Origin of the sequence: Halomonas sp. ML-15, from assembly GCF_014779595.1 — a bacterium.
Lineage (GTDB): Bacteria > Pseudomonadota > Gammaproteobacteria > Pseudomonadales > Halomonadaceae > Franzmannia.
In genome coordinates this window covers 1,509,885-1,526,250 of sequence record NZ_JACXZT010000019.1, presented here as the reverse complement: position 1 = coordinate 1,526,250, position 16,366 = coordinate 1,509,885, and the positions used below count along the sequence as shown (strand labels likewise).

15 protein-coding genes and 1 tRNA gene are annotated in these 16,366 nt (G+C 60.7%); 11 read left to right on the top strand and 5 right to left on the bottom strand.

All coding sequences use genetic code 11. The features are described from left to right. Positions 1–42: 42 nt before the first annotated feature. From IEI94_RS18780 to IEI94_RS18770, 3 genes are all read left to right on the top strand, one after another. A complete protein-coding gene (locus tag IEI94_RS18780; protein ID WP_191168770.1) occupies positions 43–1,671 on the top strand; it encodes a hypothetical protein in 1,629 nt (542 codons plus the stop codon). Next, positions 1,644–1,946 (top strand): YkgJ family cysteine cluster protein, encoded by a 303-nt coding sequence (locus IEI94_RS22995; RefSeq protein ID WP_412030916.1) that lies wholly within the window; start codon positions 1,644–1,646, stop codon positions 1,944–1,946. The genes IEI94_RS18780 and IEI94_RS22995 overlap by 28 nt, the downstream gene beginning before the upstream one ends. Before the next feature lie 605 nt (positions 1,947–2,551). Next, positions 2,552–3,280 (top strand): hypothetical protein, encoded by a 729-nt coding sequence (locus IEI94_RS18770; protein ID WP_191168768.1) that lies wholly within the window; start codon positions 2,552–2,554, stop codon positions 3,278–3,280. 86 nt (positions 3,281–3,366) lie between these two features. Here the strand turns inward: IEI94_RS18770 and IEI94_RS18765 are convergent, their stop codons facing one another. Both IEI94_RS18765 and IEI94_RS18760 read right to left on the bottom strand, forming a co-directional pair. After that, the gene (locus IEI94_RS18765) at positions 3,367–4,641 is read right to left on the bottom strand and encodes a tyrosine-type recombinase/integrase (RefSeq protein ID WP_191168767.1); all 1,275 of its coding nucleotides are present in this window, start codon (positions 4,639–4,641) and stop codon (positions 3,367–3,369) included. A 349-nt stretch (positions 4,642–4,990) separates the two neighbouring features. Continuing rightward, a complete protein-coding gene (locus tag IEI94_RS18760; RefSeq protein WP_191168766.1) occupies positions 4,991–5,854 on the bottom strand; it encodes a YicC/YloC family endoribonuclease in 864 nt (287 codons plus the stop codon). Between the two features lie 164 nt (positions 5,855–6,018). Here IEI94_RS18760 and rph point away from each other — a divergent pair, with 164 nt between their 5' ends. Further along, positions 6,019–6,741, top strand: a complete 723-nt coding sequence (gene rph / locus IEI94_RS18755) for a ribonuclease PH (RefSeq protein WP_191168765.1) — start codon at positions 6,019–6,021, stop codon at positions 6,739–6,741. Between the two features lie 63 nt (positions 6,742–6,804). Here the strand turns inward: rph and IEI94_RS18750 are convergent, their stop codons facing one another. Then, positions 6,805–7,572 (bottom strand): exodeoxyribonuclease III, encoded by a 768-nt coding sequence (locus IEI94_RS18750; protein WP_191168764.1) that lies wholly within the window; start codon positions 7,570–7,572, stop codon positions 6,805–6,807. 119 nt (positions 7,573–7,691) lie between these two features. Between IEI94_RS18750 and pyrE the strand changes: the two genes are divergently transcribed. The 4 genes from pyrE (at position 7,692) to rep (ending at position 11,591) form a co-directional block, all read left to right on the top strand. Further along, on the top strand, positions 7,692–8,345 hold the full coding sequence (pyrE, locus tag IEI94_RS18745) for an orotate phosphoribosyltransferase (RefSeq protein ID WP_191169668.1): 654 nt from the start codon (positions 7,692–7,694) through the stop codon (positions 8,343–8,345). Between the two features lie 47 nt (positions 8,346–8,392). Next, complete coding sequence (locus IEI94_RS18740; RefSeq protein ID WP_191168763.1) at positions 8,393–8,950, top strand: YfaZ family outer membrane protein; 558 nt, start codon at positions 8,393–8,395, stop codon at positions 8,948–8,950. 85 nt (positions 8,951–9,035) lie between these two features. Continuing rightward, positions 9,036–9,524 (top strand): tRNA (uridine(34)/cytosine(34)/5-carboxymethylaminomethyluridine(34)-2'-O)-methyltransferase TrmL, encoded by a 489-nt coding sequence (gene trmL, locus IEI94_RS18735; protein WP_191168762.1) that lies wholly within the window; start codon positions 9,036–9,038, stop codon positions 9,522–9,524. 3 nt (positions 9,525–9,527) lie between these two features. Then, positions 9,528–11,591: a DNA helicase Rep gene (gene rep / locus IEI94_RS18730; RefSeq protein ID WP_191168761.1), complete on the top strand. Its 2,064-nt coding sequence runs from the start codon at positions 9,528–9,530 to the stop codon at positions 11,589–11,591. 86 nt (positions 11,592–11,677) lie between these two features. Here the strand turns inward: rep and IEI94_RS18725 are convergent, their stop codons facing one another. Then, entirely contained in the window at positions 11,678–12,523 is an 846-nt protein-coding gene (locus IEI94_RS18725) for a c-type cytochrome (RefSeq protein WP_191168760.1), read from the bottom strand. A 256-nt stretch (positions 12,524–12,779) separates the two neighbouring features. Between IEI94_RS18725 and IEI94_RS18720 the strand changes: the two genes are divergently transcribed. Continuing rightward, positions 12,780–12,856: transfer RNA gene (locus IEI94_RS18720), tRNA-Arg, on the top strand. Positions 12,857–12,871: 15 nt separating this feature from the next. Here the strand turns inward: IEI94_RS18720 and IEI94_RS18715 are convergent. After that, positions 12,872–13,795: a LysR family transcriptional regulator gene (locus tag IEI94_RS18715; RefSeq protein WP_191168759.1), complete on the bottom strand. Its 924-nt coding sequence runs from the start codon at positions 13,793–13,795 to the stop codon at positions 12,872–12,874. A 93-nt stretch (positions 13,796–13,888) separates the two neighbouring features. On the opposite strand from IEI94_RS18715, the gene IEI94_RS18710 reads away from it, so the two are divergent. Together IEI94_RS18710 and IEI94_RS18705 are read left to right on the top strand one after the other, a co-directional pair. Further along, on the top strand, positions 13,889–15,331 hold the full coding sequence (locus IEI94_RS18710; RefSeq protein ID WP_191168758.1) for an aldehyde dehydrogenase family protein: 1,443 nt from the start codon (positions 13,889–13,891) through the stop codon (positions 15,329–15,331). Positions 15,332–15,346: 15 nt separating this feature from the next. After that, positions 15,347–16,336, top strand: a complete 990-nt coding sequence (locus IEI94_RS18705; protein ID WP_191168757.1) for a dipeptidase — start codon at positions 15,347–15,349, stop codon at positions 16,334–16,336. Positions 16,337–16,366: the final 30 nt, after the last annotated feature.

Here is a 16,366-nt window from a genome sequence, read left to right as displayed (position 1 = left end):
AGGCTCCCCTTTTCAATTCCCTTATTTTCCATGAGCCTCCATATGAAAACTTTAGCGCAGGATTACAATTGGTCCAAAGAACTCGAAAAAACTGTCGTTAATAGTTTGGCAACTAGCTTTGGTCTAGATTTCCTCCTGTTTGAGGATAAAGTCGGCGGGAATGTAGACACGGTTCACAATGCTCGCCAAGGAATTTGGGCTTCGGATAGTGAAAAGCAACGATATGAAAATCGAGAGAAGTACGACTCACACCCTTACCATACTCATGAGAATTATATAAATACTGGTAAGCGAGATAAGCCGCTACATCAAGCTGGCGATCTACATGACCCGTATCGAAATACTACCATGGGGGCAGGTGATGAACGCCACCTCGACCATGTAATTAGTGCCAAGGAAATTCATAATGATCCGGGACGCATCCTGGCTGAGTCAGATGGTGTGGAACTGGCGAATAAGGATAGTAACCTTCAATCTACTCAAGGTACGGTCAATAGGTCAAAAAACGCTACATCCATCGATGCCTATTTGGACAAACTGCCTGGAACAATAAGTACGCATGAATCAACACTGGCCATGGAGCGCCAGAAGCTGGAAAATCATCCGCGCAACACACCTCAGCAGCAGCATGAGGCACGTAAGCTGGAAGATAAGATTCGGAAAACCGAGGATAAGATCGAGCAGCTCAAAGCCATCGATCCCGACAGTATGCGGGAACGCGATGCCGAGGCCAGAAGGCCCTACGAACAGCAGATTAATCGCTCCTACTACACTAGCAGCAAGTTTTTGAAGCAGACTGCCACGGCATCAGGGATATCGGGCTTGAAGATGGGTACCCGCCAAATGCTGGGGCTGATCATGGCTGAAGTCTGGTTCGAGTTACGCGAGCAGATCCCTACCTTGCTGAAAGAGTGCAAAGTAGGCTTCGATTTTTCATCATTCATTGACAGTATCAATAAGACGCTAAAAGGTATCTGGAGGCGAGTAAAGGTGCGCTTCAAAAGTTTCCTTACGGCCTTCAAGGATGGCGTCTTCGGTGGTGTATTTGCTAGCCTTACAACCACTATTTTCAATGTGTTTGCTACGACGCAGCGCATGGCGGTTAAAATCATCCGAGAGGTCTGGATGCAGCTGGTCAAGGCTATCAAGTTGCTAATTTTTAACCCTGATAAATTGGGCTTTGTCGATCTATGTAGGGCCGTTGTTTCTGTGCTATCTATAGGGGCCGCTACGGCGGTGGGAACAGTGGCCTATACCCAACTGTTACCGATATGCAACTTTCCGCTGGGTGCCGAACTGGCTGCTTTCAGTAGTGCGCTGATAACTGGTGTCGTCACTCTGGGGCTGACCTACATTATGCTCCATAGTGGTGTCGCTAATAAAGTATGGGAATTCATTGATTCTATCATGCCGCATGCTGCCTCGGTTGCCCAATTCGAAGCCATCAACGCGGAATTAGATCAATACTTGGCTGATCTTAGTAAGTTGGAGTTTAATTTGAATGCGGAGGAGCTCGAGGAGTTCTCAAAAGAATTGATGGTTTGTAATGATGAAATTCAACGCGGCATGTATTTGGAGAAAGAAACGACGAAAAGGGGAATTGACCTACCCTACGAAATGGGGAATTCTGAGAGTACGCGAAAATGGTTGGCTTCATGCATCATAAAGTAAAGGAGTTTCCATGCACCCAGTGCGGTCTTTGTTGTCAGAATGTTAGTTTGGCGAGTGAAACTAGGCCACTTGATCGGGGTGATGGTACTTGCAAGCATTATAATGATGCCAGTAAGATTTGTACAATCTATGCTGATCGACCTGACATTTGCCGGGTCGATCGGCAGTATGATCTACACTATTCGAATGAATTTAGCTGGGATGAGTTTATCGACTTGAATCTTAAAGCTTGTGATATTTTGTTGGAGGCATCCGAAGATACAACTTCTCACTAAAAACAAAATTGAGCCTATGGCACTGTTGCCTGAAAGTGACCTGTCAAAACCTGAAAGTTGACAATCGGCCGCAAGAAAGAAGCTCAGTATTGCCTTCTGGGCTTCAGGCTGACCATCACATTAAAGCCGGCTGGTTGGCGGCTGATGGAATTAGGGGGAAGTGTGACGCTGGCTCAGGCGACTTCACAAAGCGCGTGGCCATGCCCGAGCTAGCTTGCGCTCCAACCGGGTCAGCCTTCCATGCAGCCCTCTTTGCCTTCGTACTGTCTACACTGCCACTGCAGGGTTTCACAGCGATGGATCGGGGTTATCAGCACAGCAATGCGGACTCGAGTTTTTAAATTGCTCCAGCAAGGCAACCCACACGGCGCGTTTCATGGCGCTTTTCGATCTGCTATGGTAAGACTTGGACAAGCTGAAGGACGCCCACTGAGCATCTGCGCGACGAGTATCTCTATCGCAGCAAGTGGACCTATGAGGCCCAAGGTAGCCGCTACGTACTGGTAGCGGTTATATTAGGCTAGGGCAAATAATACCGCTGATTGGCCAGAGCCACGCTGAGGTGGCCTAGGCCTGAAATTTAGCCTCGGATCTAAGCTCTAATCATGACGATTGAAGACGGTGAGCATGAGCAGGAAACGCTCCTCGGCTGGATACTCCAGCCGAAAACGGTCATGCTGAGCATAGGGAGCGTACTGACTTGCGAGGGGGGACGTATGAACGATAAAGAACTGAATGAAGTAAAAAAAATCATTCAAGAGCACCTGCCGATTGGAGAAGTAAAGGTATTTGACTCCGATGATGGAGTCGTGATGTGCTTTATAATCCCTGAGAAAGGCCCCCTTACGAGAAGAAATATGGTGATGACTTCAATTAACAGGTCTGGAGTTATGGATAAATTTCAGTTGGGGGATTTTGCCGTCCTTGAATATGAGTCTGAAGAAAAGAGGGTTGTCACGCGCGTGGCTGAGTTTGTCCGTAAAGCTACCCGATCAGCTCAAATATTTTGCGGTGATTACCATACTGAAGTTGAGGTTGCGTTGCGTGGTAATATCCTGAGCATAGAGATATCAAACTTTAATATTCAGAAGAAAGGTGCCAGAGATAGATTTAATGAATGCATCAAGGAAGTTTATGGCGATCTAAAGAGCATAGCTGGCACTGAACAAATATCCGTCTCGATCTCAGGGGGGGTTACTATGTACTCGGATATCATGCACTCCTATCCAAATGATGATTACGATGATGATCCAGTAAATCCCAACTGGCCCAGCAAAACTGGCAACCCGTCAGGCCCTGGGCGGGGGAATAACCCGCCCGGATCAAAAAGATAATGCGCTTACCCACCTAGCGGCGGCTTGCCTTCCGAACCAGTATTTATGTCAGATTTTGCCGCAGTTGATGCATATCTTGAAAAAAACTAGGTGAGTTGGAGGGCTGTTACTGTCTGCGGATGGGCCTCGAAATATTCAGCTGAGTTTCCGTCAATGGCAGGCTCAACCAACGCTGCCACTTTGGTCAAAGCCTCTTTTCGCTCATCGAAGTAGTCATGGCGATCGTAGACGCCTTCGATTCCCTTGAGTTTGTGGTTCAGGCACCGCTCCGCGACATGCCCCGGCACGCCAGCGGCAGCCAGCAAGCTACGGCAGGTACGTCGAAGATCGTGGACGGTGAATTCGGCGATATCGCCCATCTTGTTTTCAGGTTGTGGTTTCTTGCCTGGCTCCCGGCCGAACAGCTTGGAAATGGCTCGGTTCAACGTGTCCTTGCCCATATGGGGCCGCTTGCTGCTGCGTCGACTGGGAAAGACGTAGGGTGAGCCGCAGGCGCGGATCTTGAGCTCTTCCAGCCAGCTGACGGCTTGCGGGGGGAGTGGGATGACAATGCCCGCTCCTGACTTGCTGCGTTCACCAGAGAGCTCCCACTGATGATTCTCCAAATCGAATTCCCTCCACTGGGCTTCGGTCAGCTCAGTCTTGCGCACTCCCAGAACGAGGAGAAGGGCGCAGGCAAGATAGTTGTCGCGGCTTAGGCTGTCCCGGTTGTCCCTAAAGACGTGAAAGACCTTGTGGATCTCGTCGAGGGTCAGTGCCCTGTCGCGGCTCTTCTCGATGCCGCCGGCATCGTTCACGTTGAAGGCCGCTGCTGGATTGTAGGTGAGCAGGCCCAGCTTGATGGCGTGATTGAAAAGCTGTTTCAGGTACATCAGGGTGTCGTTGGCAATGGCGGGGCGACCGCTGCCGGCGACTTTCCTGAGAATGTCGCGGACATCCATGGGAGTGACGCTCTCCAAGGGCTGGCGCCCGATCGACGGGGCGACCTCCTTTTCGAAGATCCGTTTCGGGATACGCGGGTGCTTCAGACGCTTCTCCAGGTCCTGGTACCAATCGTCGAAAAGGTCCTGAACGGATTGGATGGTGGCCTGCTCCTCACGCTTGCGCTCTTCGACGGGGTCTACACCGCTGCGGATGGCCTTCTGGGCCTCTACCGCTTGCTCACGAGCCTGAGCTAAGGAAAGGTCTGTGCACTTGTCCAGCGTCAGCTCACGGCGCTTTCCGGAGAAAGTGTACCGATGCATCCAGTAGGGAGCGCCCTTCTTGGGGATCATCAGGTAGAGGCCGTTGCCATCGCTGTAGCGGCCTGGTGTCCCGTCCTTGATCAGGGACTGGACCTTCTTGACGGTAAAGCTACCCATTAGCCTCTCCCATGCGTGGCACTTAAAAATTTGAAACGATCGTTCGAAGGCGTGGCGGATAGCGTAGCGTATACAGCATTAAGTACATGTTTCCACGGCCGATGATGCCTGGCTGGCAGGGGAGGGTTGTCACTGGCAAGGATGGCCCGGTCCGGGCGTGAGCGTTTGAGGTGGGGAGTACCCATGGCAGAATCGCGCCTCTTGGTGGGGAGTATGCCGGTATACTCCCCATTGTACTACCCAATTGGCGGTGGCTTAAGATAGATTTTGGTAGACAGTCATAGACAACAGCTCGATTTTTTTCCCAAAAAAACAATTGTCTATGGATTTTGATGATCACCCATGGACATCACTCGATGTTCTGGATCTGCTCCCTCATCTGCTCGATCAGCACCTTGAGCTCCACCGCGCAGCGGGTGCTCTCGGCGACCACTGACTTAGAGGAGAGGGTGTTGGCCTCGCGGTTGAGCTCCTGCATCAGGAAGTCGAGGCGCCGGCCGACTTGGCCCTTCTGAGTGAGCTGGCGCTCGACCTCGCTGACGTGGGTGTCGAGGCGGTCGAGCTCTTCGTCGACATCGGCCTTCTGGGCCATCAGCGCCAGCTCGGCCTCGAGGCGCTGGGGATCGAGTTCGGCCTTGACCGCTTCGAGCCGTTCGAGCAGCAGCTGGCGCTGGCGGGTGAGGATGCCTGGCAGCAGGCGCCGGACCTCGGCGACCTGTTCACGGATGCCGACCAGCCGAGTGCGGATCAGCTCGGCGAGCTGCTCGCCTTCGCGGGCGCGGCCGGCCACCAGGTCATCCAGGGCGGTGTTGAACAGCGTCTGGGCGGCGGCCTGGATGGCGTCTTGATCGACGCTGTCGGCGGTCAGGATGCCGGGGTGCTGGAGCATGCCGAGGGCGTCGGGCATGGCCACGCCGGGCAGCTCGCTGCGCACCTCCACCAGCGCCTGGGCGAGGGCCTTGAGGCGGGTGCGGTCGACGCTCAGGCTGTCGCTGCCGTTGACCGGCTCGAAGCGCAGGGTGCACTCCAGCTTGCCGCGGGCCAGGCGCTGGCGTAGCGCGTCGCGCCAGATCGGCTCGAGGTCGCGCAGGCTGTCGGGCAGGCGGAAATGCAGGTCAAGATAGCGCTGGTTCACCGAGCGCAGCTCGAGATGCAGGCTGCCCCACGCGGCCTCGTGACGCTGGCGGGTGAAGGCGGTCATGCTGTGCACCATGGGAATCTCCTGAGCTGTCGATTGCGGCATGAAGCGATGGCGCCAGTGTACCCGATTCGCCACCGCGAACGTGTAGAATGGCCGCCACGGCGGCGGCCGCTCCCTGTCGACGGCAAGACCGGCTGCCATCCATTCGACTGCAAGCCCGAGAGTGTAAAACCCCTATGCGCCCCAGTGGACGACAGCCCGAACAGTCCCGCGAGATCCGCCTGACCCGCGACTATACCCGCCACGCCGAAGGCTCGGTGCTGGTGGAGTTTGGCGACACCCAGGTACTGTGCAACGCCAGCGTCGAGGCCGGTGTGCCGCGTTGGCTGCGCGGCAAGGGCCAGGGCTGGGTCACCGCCGAGTACGGCATGCTGCCCCGCGCCACGCATACCCGCAGCGGCCGCGAAGCCTCACGCGGCAAGCAGGGCGGCCGCACCCTGGAGATCCAGCGCCTGATCGGCCGCTCGCTGCGCGCCGCGGTCAATCTCAAGAAACTCGGCGAATTCACCATCACCGTCGACTGCGACGTTATCCAGGCCGATGGTGGCACCCGCACCGCCTCGATTACCGGCGCCTGCGTGGCGCTGGTCGATGCGCTGCGCTACATGCAGCGCAAGAAGCTGATCAAGCAGGACCCCTTCGTGCAGCTGGTCAGTTCGGTATCGGTGGGGATCTTCAAGGGTACCCCGGTGGTCGATCTCGATTACCCCGAGGACAGCGGTGCCGACACCGATATGAACGTGGTGATGACCGAGTCGGGCGGGTTGATCGAGGTGCAGGGCACCGCCGAGGCCGGTGCGTTCTCGCGTGCCGAACTCAACGCATTGCTCGACCTGGCCGAGGCCACCGGCGCTGAGCTGTTTGGCCACCAGCGCGAGGCGCTGGGCATTCGCCGGTAGTCGCTTGCCAACGCATGACGCCGACCCAGGGGCCGGCGTCATGGGGACGGGAGGGCGCAGGGATTACAGCGTGAGGTCGTACTCGACGATCAGCGGCGCGAACTCGGAGAAGGTCGCGTCGTAGTCGATCCAGGCGTCGACCACATGGCGGCGGAAGTTGGGGCCGACCATCTGGTAATCGAGGCGCCACCCCTCCTGACGCGAGCGCGGCTGATCCTGATCCAGCGCCGGCCACCAGGTATACTCACCGGCGTCGCGATTGATCTCGCGGAAGGTGTCGATGAAGCCGGTCGGGCCGAGCACCTGGTCCATCCAGGCGCGCTCTTCGGCCTTGAAGCCCGGAGTGGTCTGGTTATCTGCCCAGTTCTCCAGGTCGATGGTCTTGTGGGCGATATGCCAGGTGCCGCAGATGATGTACTCGCGCCGCTTGCGCGCCATCTTGCCGAGGTACTCCTGGTACTGCGCCATAAAGGCTTCCTTGGCCTGCGGGTCGCTGCCGTCGGGCATCAGGAAGCTGGCGATGCTGAAGCGGTCGTAGTCGGCCTGCAGAAAGCGCCCTTCGTGGTCGCACTGCTCGAAGCCCAGGCCGTACATGATGGCCTTGGGAATCTTGCGGCAGTAGAGGCCGACCCCGGAGAAGCCGTCCTGCTCGGCATCGAGGAAGTAGCCCTCGTAGCCTTCAGGGTAGAGAATACTGTCGTCCAGCTCGAAGCTCTTGGCCTTGAGATTCTGCACGCAGACGACATCGGCATCCTGGTTGGCGAGCCAGTCGAGAAAGCCCCGACCGACCGCTTCACGGATGCCATTGACATTGATGCTGGCGATTTTCATTACGTGGTCCCTTTTCCGTCGCGCGTGTATGATACCCGACGTTTCGACGTTTGGGTAAATGGCCTTAGTTGATGAACATGATAGGGGGTCCTGTGGTGCAGCAAGGCAATGCTGGCGAAATGCAGCCATACCAGCGCGAATTCATCGAATTCGCCATCGAGCAGGGCGTGCTGCGCTTCGGTGAGTTCACCCTCAAGTCGGGCCGCGTCAGTCCCTATTTCTTCAATGCGGGTCTGTTCAAGAGCGGCGCCGCCCTGGCGCGGCTGGGCCGCTGCTACGCCCAGGCCATCGAAGCCAGTGGCTTGCAGGCCGACGTGCTGTTCGGGCCCGCTTACAAGGGCATCCCGTTGGCGGCGACCACTGCCGTGGCGCTGGCCGAGCACCACGCTCGCGACCTGCCGTTCGCCTTCAACCGCAAGGAGGCCAAGGACCACGGTGAGGGCGGCAACATCGTTGGCGCCGAACTGGCCGGGCGGATTCTGATCATCGACGATGTGATCACCGCCGGCACCGCGATTCGCGAAGTGATGGCGCTGATCGAGGCCGCCGGTGCCGAGGCGGCAGGTGTCGTGATCGCCCTCGACCGCCAGGAGCGTGGCGCCGGCGAGCTGAGCGCGATTCAGGAGGTCGAGCAGCGCTATGCCATGCCGGTGATCAGTATCGTTACCCTGGACATGGTACTCGAGTACCTGGAGCAGCACGCCGGGGCTGCCATGCAACCCCATGCCGAGGCGATTCGCGACTACCGCGCCCGCTACGGCGTCAGCACCTAGCCGTCTGTTGGACGTAACACCGATCTACTGCCATGAGTGATATTGCCATGAAACACACTCTCACTGCTTTCGCCGCCGCGACCTTTATGCTGGCTGCCACGACCGCATCGGCCACCAGCAGCCTCGACCTCAACCTGAGCAGCGACGCCGTGCAGTTCGACGCCGCTGGCGAGATCGCGCCGGGCATCGCCCTGGGCGGCGGTATCCTGCACAGCGGCTACCGTGACGATGCTACCCAGGGGCATATTCAGCTGCTGGGCGTGGACCGCAGCAGCGACCTGGATATCGGCATCGGTGCGCGCTGGAGCCAGTATGATACGGACTATGGCAACGGCGGCGGGCTTGGCCTCGGCGGCTACGGTTACGTGTATTTGCCCCAGGCGCCGGCGGTGTCGCTGGGCGGCTACGCCTTTTACACCCCCAGCGTGGTGACCACCAGCGACCTCGACGACAGTCTCGAAGTCGGCCTGCGAGCGCGCTATGCCTTTACCCGTAACGTCGATGGCTACGTCGGCTACCGCCGCCTGCGCGCCGACTTCGACACCTCGCCGGGCAACCAGACCCTGGATAGCGGCGCGCATGCCGGGGTGCGGCTGACCTTCTGACCCACCGCCCCGCGTCAGCTCTTGGGCCCCTCGGCGCTGGTCGAGCCGGGCCCGAGTGCATTGGGGAGCGACCCTAGGAGGCGTCATGCTCGACGTGGTCCTGTTCGAACCCGAGATCCCGCCGAATACCGGTAATCTGATCCGACTGTGTGCCAATACCGGCTTCCGGCTGCACCTGATCGAGCCGCTGGGTTTCGTGCTCGACGACAAACGGCTGCGCCGCGCCGGGCTCGACTACCATGAGTGGGCAGCGGTGCGCGTGCACCGCAACTGGCCGGCGTTTCTTGACGATGTCGCGCCTCGCCGGGTATTTGCCGTATCGACCCGCGGGCGCAGCGGCTACCATGAACCCTGCTATGCACCCGGCGATGCCCTGGTGTTCGGCCCCGAGACCCGCGGCCTGCCCCAGGCACTGCTCGATGCGCTGCCGCCCGAGCAGCGCCTGCGCCTGCCGATGCTGCCCGATAGCCGCAGCCTGAACCTCTCCAATGCCTGCGCCATCCTGGTCTACGAGGCGTGGCGCCAGCTGGGTTTCGAGGGTGCCAGCGACCCCGGCCAGCCCCCCAAGGAGTAAGCGATGTCGATCCAGCAGCGCCTGGCCAAGCTCAATCCTCGCCAGCAGGAGGCGGTGCGCTATATCGACGGCCCCTGCCTGGTGCTGGCCGGCGCGGGTTCGGGCAAGACCAGCGTGATCACCACCAAGATCGCCTACCTGGTGCAGGAGTGCGGCATGAGCGCCCGGCGCATCGCCGCGGTGACCTTTACCAACAAGGCCGCCCGTGAAATGAAGGAGCGGGTGGGGCAGATGCTCAAGGGCAAGGAGGGCCATGGCCTGACGGTCTCTACCTTCCACACCCTGGGGCTCAATATCATCCGCGGCGAGCTCAAGACCCTGGGCTACAAGCCGGGCTTCTCGCTGTTCGATCCCGAAGACGCCAAGGCGTTGCTGCGCGACCTGATGAACAAGGATGCCCAGGTCGACGCCGAGCAGATCAACGCCGTCCAGTCACAGATCTCGCAGTGGAAGAACGACCTGATCCTGCCCGGCGAGGCGCTATCGCATGCCGTGGACGACGACCAGCACTTCGCAGCGCGGGTCTACGAGGCCTATGGCCGTCACCTCAAGGCCTACAATGCGGTGGACTTCGACGACCTGATCCTGCTGCCGGTGGCGTTGCTGCAGTGCGACCCCGAGGCGCTGGCGCGCTGGCGGCGCAAGATCCACTACATGCTGGTCGACGAGTATCAGGACACCAACGTCTCGCAGTACCTGCTGGTCAAGCTGCTGATGGAGGAGCGCAAGACCTTCACCGTGGTCGGCGACGACGACCAGTCGATTTACGCCTGGCGCGGCGCGCGCCCCGAGAACCTGATTACCCTGGGCGAGGATTTCCCGCGTCTCAAGGTGGTCAAGCTGGAGCAGAACTACCGTTCCACCGGCACCATCCTGCGCGCTGCCAATACCCTGATCGCCAACAACCCCCACGTCTACGAGAAGTCGCTGTGGTCGGACATGGGCGACGGCGAGGCGATCCGCGTGGTGGTCAATCGCCACGAAGAGGCCGAGGCCGAGCGGGTGGCCAGCGAAATTCTCACCCGGCGCATCAAGGAGCGCGCCGAGTGGCGCGACTTCGCGGTGCTCTATCGCGGCAACTTCCAGGCCCGACTGCTGGAGCTCAAGCTGCAGCACTACCAGATCCCCTACAAGCTCTCCGGCGGCACCTCGTTCTTCTCGCGCAACGAGATCAAGGACGCCATGGCCTACCTGCGGCTGCTGATCAACCCCGCAGACGACAACGCCTTCCTGCGCATCGTCAACGTGCCGCGCCGCGAGATCGGTCCCGGGACCCTGGAGAAGCTTGCCAACTACGCCACCGAGCGCGGCTGCTCGCTGTTTGGCGCCTGCCACGAACTGGGGCTCGAGCAGCTGCTGCCGGTCCGGGCCGTCGAGCGGTTGGGCAGGTTTACCCACTTTATCGACGGCGTGCGGCGGCGCATGGACGGCGGCGATGCCATCCACGCCATCCGCGACATGCTGCGCGAGATGGACTACGAGGCATGGCTCTACCAGAACGCCAGCGCCCCGACCATCGCCGAGCGGCGCATGGCCAACGTCTGGATCCTGATCGATCAGCTCGAAAAGTCGATGCAGCGTGCGCCTGACGAGACGGGGGACGAGAGTCTCGCCAGCGAAGACACCGAAACCGACAGCGTCCAGGCGGCGATCTCGCGGCTGGTGCTGCGCGATATCCTCGAGCAGCAGGCCGAGGAGGACGACTCCGACCGCGTCCAGCTGCTGACCATGCATGCCTCCAAGGGGCTCGAGTTTCCCCACGTCTATCTGATGGGCTGGGAGGAGGAGCTGCTGCCCCACCGCAACGCCATCGAGGCGGGCACAGTGGAGGAGGAGCGGCGCCTGGCCTATGTGGGTATCACTCGTGCACGGCGCACCCTGACCCTGACCCTGGCCCGCCAGCGCAAGGCCTACGGCGAGCTGATGGACTGCACCCAGAGCCGCTTCCTCGACGAGCTACCGGACCAGGACCTGGCCTGGGAGGGGCGCGCCGACAAGGAGGACCCGGACAAGAAACAGGCGCGGGGCAAGGACGCCCTGGCGGGCATCCGTTCACTGCTGAACTAGCGACTGCCGGAAACCTCTTCTCCCAGACGCACGAAGGGCGCCGAGTGGCGCCCTTCGCAGCTGTGGTCGTCAGACTCTCAGCCCGCTTATTCGGAGGCGGCGACCATGTAGTCGACGATGGCCTCTACCTCTTCATCGGAGAGGCTGGTATTGCCTCCCTTGGGCGGCATGGCGCCGATGCCGTTGATGGCGTTGGCATACAGCTCGCTGATGTCCTGGTCCATACGGTCGCCCCAGTCGTCACCGACGATCGGCGCGCCGGCGGCACCGCTGTCGTGGCAGGCCGCACAGCCGCCGCTGGCATACAGCGCTTCGCCGTCGAGGCCATTCTCTTCCTCGGCCGCTGCTACCTCTTCTTCTGCGGCGGCATCCTCTTCACCGTTGCCGTTGGCTTCATCGCTGACGTCGGCTACCTCGGCCTCCCCCTCGCCGTTGGCAGCTTCAGCCATCTCGACCTCTTCATCGCCACCGATCTCCGGCAGGTCGCCATCGTAGACCGATTCGATCAGGTAGTTGGTAGACGCCATGACCTCTTCATCGGAGAGGCTGGAGTCTCCGCCCCGGGCCGGCATGGCGCCGATACCGCTGATGGCGTGCTCGTAGAGCGTCTCGATGCCCTGGTCGAGGCGCTCGGCCCAGGCATCGGCATCGTCCATCATCGGTGCGCCGGCGGCACCGCTGTCGTGACAGGCGGCGCAGACCCGGCCGTAGACAGCCTCGCCGTCGATGCCGTTACCGGTGTCGGCGGTATCGTCACCGTTCTCGGCGGCCGCGGCGGTGCCGCAGTCCTGGCCCTGCAGGCACACCTGGCCGACCGGCTTGAGACGCTCGGCAATGGCGTCACGATCGGCGTCGGCGTGTGCTTGGGAGGCAGCCGCTACGGCCAGGCCTAGGGTGGTCAGGCACCCGATGATCAACTTGCTGGAATTCACTCTCACCACCTCTATACGGTCCGGTATCGAGAACTGCTCGATGCATTATTGTGTAGGACGCCGCCATACCACCTGCAGCCGCGCCAGGCACGAAGAATGGCCACAGTATACCGGCAACCGGTTTGCCAGGAAAATGCCCCGTTGCAGGCCATTTGGCGAACACCGGCAAGGCGCATTGCGAGGCGGCGCTGGACACTCGCTGGGCAGGCAGTTAGCATTATGCCCGCCTCAAGGCACTGCAGCACGCTGCAGCCGCGCGCCCATAGCTCAGCTGGATAGAGTACTGCCCTCCGAAGGCAGGGGTCGAAGGTTCGAATCCTTCTGGGCGCGCCAACGAATTCCAAGGGTCTACGGTTCCGCCGTAGGCCCTTCGTCGTTTCTGGAGCAACCCCCTTTAACCAGCAGCTTATCCAGCAGGTGACTTTCCATCGCTTCGGCGGCGGGAGAGAGGCTCTGTCGTGCCCGGCGAAGCAGGCCGATGCGGCGTTCCAGGCGGGGTTCGGCCAGGGGAATAAAGCGTAGCCGTTGATGCTCCTCCTGAAAGGCCAGGCGCGGCAGGGTGGTGATGCCGATACCGGCCTCGAGCATGGCGGTCAGCGAGATCATGTTGGATATATAGAGGGTGCTGCGGGATAGCAGATCGGCGGCAGGAGAGCCCTCCAGCAGTCGTGAAGTACCGTTGCGTATCAGCGGATAGCCCGTCAGTGCCTGCCAGTGCAGGCGCTCCTCACTGGCCAACGGATGGTCGTCGCGGCACACCACCCCCACCTCATCCTTGAGCAGGCCGGTAAAGCGCAGTGCATCATTGGGCAGCCACAGGCTGGTGATGCCCAGCTCCACCTCGCCCTTGAGCACCATCTGATTGACCCGCTCGGAGTGGCCGTCCTGGAGGCTGATCTCGATGCCAGGATGGTCCTGGACGAAGCTGGCCAGAAGGGCCGGCATCAGGCGACTGGCCACCGAGGGCACCGCGGCGATATCGACACGACCCGCTTGGGCATTCGCCAAGGCCATTGCGTCGCGGCTTAGGCGGTCGTGATGGGCCACCAGTTCCCGAAAGCGCGGCTCACACCAGTGTCCGAAGGGGGTCAGGAGGGGGTGGCCGTTGCCCTTCTCGAACAGCGGCTGGCCGAGACGGGACTCCAGATCACGCACCGCCATGGAGATGGCCGGCTGGCTACGATGCAGCTGCTTGGCGGCTGCGTGGAAGCCGCCGTGATCGATGATCGCCAGTACATAGCGTAGGGGCTGGAGCTTGAGTTCCGGCAGCATGGTAAGTTTAACTGATCAAATCTTATAGTTTATTGATTATCCTTATATTGGTGGTTCTCCTAGGATGATGTCAACGCTATTCAGGAGATCACCATGTCAGCCAACCACTCCCTTTATATTGCTGGCCAGTGGGTCGAGGGCGAGAGCAGCATCGCCAACCACAGCCCCTCGGATCGCCAGGATCTGATCGGTCACTACGCCCAGGCGAGTGTTGCCCAGGTCCACGAGGCCATCGTCGCCGCCAGGCAGGGCCAGCGCGAGTGGGCCAAGAGTGGTCTGGAGCAGCGCTATACGCTGCTGATGGCCATCGGCGATGAACTGGCGGTACGTAAGGAGGAGTTGGGACGCCTGCTGTCCCGGGAGGAGGGCAAGCCGTTGGCCGAGGGCATCGGTGAAGTGGGCCGCTCGGCGCAGTTTTTCCACTACTACGCCGCCGAGGTACTGCGCCAGATCGACGAGCGGGTGGACTCGGTGCGTCCTGGGGTCGAGGTGGAGACCCGCCGTGAGCCGGTGGGGGTGGTGGGGGTGATCAGTCCCTGGAACTTCCCCATGGCCACGGCGGTGTGGAAGATCGCCCCGGCACTGGCTTTTGGCAATGCGGTGATCTTCAAGCCCGCCAACCTGGTGCCCGCCAGTGCCTGGGCACTCACCGAGATCATCAGTCGCCAGCCGCTGCCTGCCGGCACCTTCAACCTGGTAATGGGCGCCGGTGGCAGCGTTGGCGAGGCACTGATCTCGAGCCCCGAGATCAATGCCCTGACCTTTACCGGCTCGCTGGAGGTGGGACGCCGCGTGGCGGCGGCCACCGCCGGCAACCTGGTCAAGTGCCAGCTGGAGATGGGCTCCAAGAATGCGCTGATCGTCGCCGCGGACGCCGATCTCGACCTGGCCGTGGAGGCCGCTTTCAATGGCGCTTACTCGGGCACCGGTCAGAAGTGCACCGCCTCGTCACGGCTGATCGTGCATACGGCGATTCATGACGCCTTCGTCGAGAAGTTGGTGGCCCGGTTGGCCAGCGCCAAGGTGGGACCGGCGCTGGTGGAGGGGGTGCAGATTGGCCCAGTGGCCGAGGCGCGCCAGCTGGAATCCAACCTGGCCTGGATCGAACGCGCCAAGGCCGACGGCGCCGTGCTCGCCTTCGGCGGCGAGCGACTCGACTGCGGCAGCGACGGCTATTTTATGGCACCGACCCTGTTCACCGGCACCACCAACGCCATGGCCATCAACCGTGAGGAGGTGTTCGGCCCCATCGCTTGCGTGATCAAGGTCGCGGATATGGACGAGGCCATCGACACCCTCAACGACACCCATTTCGGCCTCACCGCCGGGATCATCACCGACTCCCTGGCCTTGGCCAGCGAGTTCAAGGCTCGCGCCGAGACCGGCTGCGTGATGGTTAACCTGGCCACCGCCGGCACCGATTATCACGTGCCCTTTGGCGGTCGCAAGGACTCCAGCTTCGGCCCCCGCGAGCAGGGACGCTATGCGCGCGAGTTCTACACCGTGGTCAAGACCTGCTACGTCAAAGCCCGCTGACGCGAGGAGCGTTCCATGTCCAAGCAACTTCTGACCGTCGACGGCCTGCAGTACTCCCACTGGTCCCGGGAGATCTTTCAGCAGATGCGTGAGGGCGGCGTCGATGCCGTCCACGCCACCCTGGTCTACCATGAGACCACCCGCGAGACCCTCTCCCGGATGGGGGAGTGGAACCGCCGCTTCGAGCAACACGACGACCTGATCATGCCGGTGCTTGTTCCCGGCGATATCCTGCGTGCCCAGGAGGCCGGCAAGGTGGGGATCTTCCTGGGTGCCCAGAACTGTTCGCCCATCGAGGACGATATCGACATGGTGGCGGTGATGCGCCGCCTGGGCCTGCTGATCATGCAGCTCACCTACAATAATCAGAGCCTGCTGGCATGCGGCTGCTACGAGAACGAGGATAGCGGCATCACCCGCTTCGGGCGTCAGGTGATCCGCGAGATGAACCGGGTTGGCATGGTCATCGACATGTCGCATAGCGCCGAGCGCTCAACCCTCCAGGCGATCGAGCTTTCTGAGCGCCCGGTGATCATCTCCCATGCCAATCCCAGCTTCTTCCACGAGGCCAAGCGCAACAAGTCCAACCGCGTACTCTCAGCGATTGCCGAGAGCGGCGGGCTGTTGGGCTTCTCTGCGTATCCGTTTCATCTCAAGGATGGGCCGGACTGCACCCTGGAGGCCTACTGCGAGATGATTGCCCGCACCGTGGATCTGATGGGCATCGAGCATGTGGGCCTGGGCACCGACCTGTGCCAGGAGCAGCCGGTCGCGGTACTCGAATGGATGCGCAACGGCCGCTGGTCCAAGGAGATGGACTACGGCGAAGGCAGCGCCAGCAACGCCGGCTGGCCGCGACCGCTGGCCTGGCTGCGCGACAGCCGCGATTTCCCCCAACTGATCGATGGGTTGCGCAAGCACGGCTTCGCCGAGGTGGACGTCGAACGCATCATGGGACGCAACTGGGTGGCGCTACTGGAGCGTGCAACCACCCCCTCCGGCTGACACACCCAGGTTGCCCAGCCGCATCACGCC

Excerpts from the sequence above, each read along its gene's own strand:
- IEI94_RS18780 (WP_191168770.1), top strand. The coding sequence starts at position 43 with ATGAAAACTTTAGCGCAGGATTACAATTGGTCCAAAGAACTCGAAAAA.
- IEI94_RS22995 (WP_412030916.1), top strand. The coding sequence starts at position 1,644 with ATGGTTGGCTTCATGCATCATAAAGTAAAGGAGTTTCCATGCACCCAG.
- IEI94_RS18770 (WP_191168768.1), top strand. The coding sequence starts at position 2,552 with ATGACGATTGAAGACGGTGAGCATGAGCAGGAAACGCTCCTCGGCTGG.
- IEI94_RS18765 (WP_191168767.1), bottom strand. The coding sequence starts at position 4,641 with ATGGGTAGCTTTACCGTCAAGAAGGTCCAGTCCCTGATCAAGGACGGG.
- IEI94_RS18760 (WP_191168766.1), bottom strand. The coding sequence starts at position 5,854 with ATGGTGCACAGCATGACCGCCTTCACCCGCCAGCGTCACGAGGCCGCG.
- rph (WP_191168765.1), top strand. The coding sequence starts at position 6,019 with ATGCGCCCCAGTGGACGACAGCCCGAACAGTCCCGCGAGATCCGCCTG.
- IEI94_RS18750 (WP_191168764.1), bottom strand. The coding sequence starts at position 7,572 with ATGAAAATCGCCAGCATCAATGTCAATGGCATCCGTGAAGCGGTCGGT.
- pyrE (WP_191169668.1), top strand. The coding sequence starts at position 7,692 with ATGCAGCCATACCAGCGCGAATTCATCGAATTCGCCATCGAGCAGGGC.
- IEI94_RS18740 (WP_191168763.1), top strand. The coding sequence starts at position 8,393 with ATGAAACACACTCTCACTGCTTTCGCCGCCGCGACCTTTATGCTGGCT.
- trmL (WP_191168762.1), top strand. The coding sequence starts at position 9,036 with ATGCTCGACGTGGTCCTGTTCGAACCCGAGATCCCGCCGAATACCGGT.
- rep (WP_191168761.1), top strand. The coding sequence starts at position 9,528 with ATGTCGATCCAGCAGCGCCTGGCCAAGCTCAATCCTCGCCAGCAGGAG.
- IEI94_RS18715 (WP_191168759.1), bottom strand. The coding sequence starts at position 13,795 with ATGCTGCCGGAACTCAAGCTCCAGCCCCTACGCTATGTACTGGCGATC.
- IEI94_RS18710 (WP_191168758.1), top strand. The coding sequence starts at position 13,889 with ATGTCAGCCAACCACTCCCTTTATATTGCTGGCCAGTGGGTCGAGGGC.
- IEI94_RS18705 (WP_191168757.1), top strand. The coding sequence starts at position 15,347 with ATGTCCAAGCAACTTCTGACCGTCGACGGCCTGCAGTACTCCCACTGG.